The 3,522-nt window shown below is 64.8% G+C and carries 4 protein-coding genes; all 4 read right to left on the bottom strand.

Annotated elements, in window-relative coordinates; all coding sequences use genetic code 11:
* Window positions 1-926, bottom strand: a 926-nt coding sequence (locus tag EN994_RS22905) for an MDR family oxidoreductase (RefSeq protein ID WP_164746093.1), incomplete at its 3' end; no start/stop codon positions are given.
* Window positions 927-979: 53 nt separating this feature from the next.
* Window positions 980-1,468, bottom strand: a complete 489-nt coding sequence (gene lspA / locus EN994_RS22900) for a signal peptidase II (protein ID WP_063169013.1) — start codon at window positions 1,466-1,468, stop codon at window positions 980-982.
* Window positions 1,469-1,481: 13 nt separating this feature from the next.
* The gene (locus tag EN994_RS22895) at window positions 1,482-2,339 is read right to left on the bottom strand and encodes an RNA methyltransferase (RefSeq protein WP_063169012.1); all 858 of its coding nucleotides are present in this window, start codon (window positions 2,337-2,339) and stop codon (window positions 1,482-1,484) included.
* Window positions 2,336-3,430 (bottom strand): class I SAM-dependent rRNA methyltransferase, encoded by a 1,095-nt coding sequence (locus tag EN994_RS22890; RefSeq protein ID WP_063169011.1) that lies wholly within the window; start codon window positions 3,428-3,430, stop codon window positions 2,336-2,338. Before EN994_RS22890 ends, EN994_RS22895 begins: the two co-directional genes overlap by 4 nt.
* Window positions 3,431-3,522: the final 92 nt, after the last annotated feature.

The following is a 3,522-nucleotide window of genomic DNA, read 5'->3' as shown; positions in this document are numbered from 1 at the left end:
ATGCCGTCGAACCCGATGGTGCTGGACAGGCTGGCGAGCTTCTGCAGATCGAGGTCGGTGCCGATGCGGCGCCATGCCTCGAGGCGGACTGCTTTCGGCGCCATCACTGAATCGATGCCGAGCAATGAGACACCGCGCAGGATGAAGGGCGCGACGCTGGCCGGCAGGTCCATGCCGCCGGCCAGGCCGCAGGCGGCGACCGCGCCGCCATAGGAGGTCATCGAGAGCACATTGGCCAGCGTGTGGCTGCCGACAGCGTCAATACCGCCGGCCCAGCGCTCCTTGGCCAGCGGCTTGGCCGGCTGGGCAAGCTCCTCGCGCGAGATCACCTCGGCGGCGCCAAGGTCCATCAGAAAGGGGCTTTCGGCATTGCGGCCGGTGGAAGCAATGACATGGTAGCCGAGGCTGGACAGGATGGAGACCGCGACCGAGCCGACGCCGCCGGCTGCCCCCGTCACCACCACCGGGCCGCGATCGGGCAGGATGCCGTGCCGCTCCAGTGCCATGACACAGAGCATGGCGGTATATCCTGCGGTGCCGACGGCCATCGCGTCATGCGGGCTGATGCCTTGCGGCAGCGGCACCAGCCAGTCGCCCTTGACGCGGGCACGGCCTGCATAGGCACCGAAATGGGTTTCGCCGACGCCCCAGCCATTCAGCACGACCTTGTCTCCGGCGCGCCAGTCGGGATGCGAGGACGAAATGACGGTGCCGGCGAAATCGATGCCCGGCACCAGCGGCCAGCGGCGGATCACCGGCGCCTTGCCTGTGATCGCCAAGCCATCCTTGTAGTTCACCGTCGTTGCCTCGACCGCGACGGTGACATCGCCTTCCATCAGGTCGGCCTCGGTGAGATCGGTCACGGCGACCGACTGCTTTTTCTCGGCGTCACGCGAAACGAGGATGGCTTTGAAGGTTTCGGACATGTCTTTCTCCGCGATCTTGACGACATGAACTGTGCGGCGATGGCCGCACGGGGTCAATCCTTGGAAGGACTGGCTTTGGGTTCGCGCCGCCAGCCGAACAGCTCGTCGAAGACGACCAGTGCCGCACCAACCGAAATGAAGGCGTCGGCAAGGTTGAAGACGGCGAAGGACCAGACCGGCGTGTGGAACAGGATGTAGTCGATGACGTGGCCGTAGACGGCGCGGTCGATCAGATTGCCGAGCGCGCCGCCGACGATCAGCGCAAAGCCGGTGCGGGCAAGGATCTGGGACGGCGCGATCCGCGTCGCCAGGAACAGCACGAAGGCAACGACGGCGAGCGAAATGACGATCAGCCCGGTGTCGCCGAAGGACGAGAACATCGAGAAGGCGATGCCGGTATTGTAGGTGCGAAACAGCGCCAGGAAGGGCAGCAGATCAACCTTCTCCTGAAAAGGCAGATCGGCCTCGACCAGGTATTTTATCCACTGGTCGAGCGCGATGGCCGCGACGACGAGCAATGCGTAGGGAGACCATGATCTCACGGGCAGGCAACCTTCATTGCTGGTCCAGGATTGACTCGAGCTTCAGCGCGCCGCGCCGGATCTCGAACAGCATGATGCCGGTGGCAACGGCCAGATTGAGCGAATCGGCACGGCCCGCTTGCGGAATCCTGAGCAGCCTGTCGCAACTCGCAGCCAGGCTTTCGGGCAGTCCCTGCTGCTCGTTGCCCATCATCAGCAGCACGGGCCCGCGGGAAAAATCGACCGAGCGGTAGTCGACGGCGCCTTTCAGGTGGGTTCCGGCGACGAGGCCTGAAAACCCGCCTCGCCAGGCGAGGAAAGCCTCGGTTGTCGCCTTCGCCACCGGCACGGCAAAGATCGAACCCATGGTGGCACGCACCGTCTCCACGGAGAATGGATCAGTGGTATCGCCGACCAGGATGACGCCTTTGGCGCCGACGGCATCGACGGTGCGGATGACGGTGCCGAGATTGCCGGGGTCGCGCACCCGGTCGAGCGCCACCCAGACGTCGCCATTGTCAGCGCGGACATCTTTCAGGGCGAGGAATTTTTGCGAAAAGACGCCGACCACCATTTGCGGGTTGTCGCGACGGGTGATGGCGACCAGCACCTTCTCCGACACTTCGAGCACCATGCCGCCTGCCGCAACCGTGCGTGCGGCCACCTTCTCCACGGCAGCGTTGCCGCGCCCGGCCTTGGCGAAAACCAATGTCCTGATCTGCCAGCCGAGATCGAGCGCATCGATGACCAGCTTCAATCCCTCGGCCATGAAGGCGTTCTGCTGGTCGCGGAATTTCTTCTGAGCGAGCGCCTTGATGTCCTTGACCAGCGGATTGGCGAGGCTGGTGACCTCCTTCACCTGGCCGGGTGCGCCTGCATGCCGCTCGTTCATTCAGCCACCCAACGCGAAAACAATGAGGTCGATAGCGCCCGGCCGGCGGACTTTTCGCGGATGATCAGCTCACCCGATTCAACCTTGCCGCCCATACCGGCAAAGGTATCGCGCATCAGGGCGTGGATGGCGAAGAAGGAGGCGCGGATCGAGTAGGCGGTCAGCACCACGGCGAGCGGCTTCGGCGTCAGGATCGCCCGGCAGAGGTCGGTCAAATCCGGCAGGTCCTCGAACAATTGCCAGACCTCGCCCTTGGGGCCACGGCCATAGGCCGGCGGGTCGAACAGAATGATATCGTAGCGGCTGCCGCGGCGCTCCTCGCGCTCGGCGAATTTCACCGCGTCGTCGACGATCCAGCGGATCGGCTTGCTGCCGAGGCCGGCCATCTCCTGGTTTTCGCGGGCCCAGCCGATCGCCTTCTTCGAGGCATCGACATGGGTGACCTCGGCACCGGCGCGAGCCGCCACCAAGGAAGCGAGACCGGTATAGCCGAACAGGTTCAGAACCTTGACCGGCCGCTTCGCCGCCGCGATCAGCCCGGCCATGTGGTCCCAGTGGGAGGCCTGCTCGGGAAAGACGCCGACATGACGAAACGAGGTGAAACGGCCGAGATAGTCGATGCCGTCATGCTTCATCGGCCAGGTCTCGCCGAGCGGCAGCTTCGGGAAACGCCAGCGGCCGATCCCCTCCTCGTCGGTGTCTCCGGTGAAGACGGCGTCGGCGCGCTCCCATTCCTTTGCCGGCAATGCCTTTTGCCAGATCGCCTGACCCTCTGGCCGCACGATCCGGTAGGGGCCATATTGTTCGAGCTTCTGGCCGGTGCCGCTGTCGAGCAGCGCATAATCGGCATTGGGCGCCACTTCCAGGATCACGGGAAGATGTTCGGCGGGCAGAGCGCCTTCGCGGCGGGCCAGGATGCGCGGCGCCGAGTTCGGTTCGGAACGATTTTCCGTCTTCGCCTCATGGCGCTCGCGCGGTGGCGCTTCCGGTCTGGCAGGAGCCTGGCCGGGACGCGGGCGTGACACGTCCGCCGCACTCTTGGCGGATGGATGTGGACGGTTGTCGCGGCGTTTGTCGCGAAAAGACTTCAAGCGGGGGCAACTCCGAACGGCGTGGCCGCTTTTGACATAGGGCAACCGGCTTCGCAACCAAGTCCGACAGGTCGGCCTCTCCGGTTTATGTC

It is taken from the genome of Mesorhizobium sp. M7A.F.Ca.CA.002.09.1.1 (assembly GCF_003998555.1).
In the GTDB taxonomy this organism is placed as follows: domain Bacteria; phylum Pseudomonadota; class Alphaproteobacteria; order Rhizobiales; family Rhizobiaceae; genus Mesorhizobium; species Mesorhizobium ciceri.
Note: the sequence above shows the minus strand (reverse complement) of the source record. Positions and strands in the feature narration are given on the sequence as shown.

What these genes read in the sequence shown, in the direction of transcription:
- EN994_RS22895 (WP_063169012.1), bottom strand. Translation starts at nt 2,339, where the DNA reads ATGAACGAGCGGCATGCAGGCGCACCCGGCCAGGTGAAGGAGGTCACC.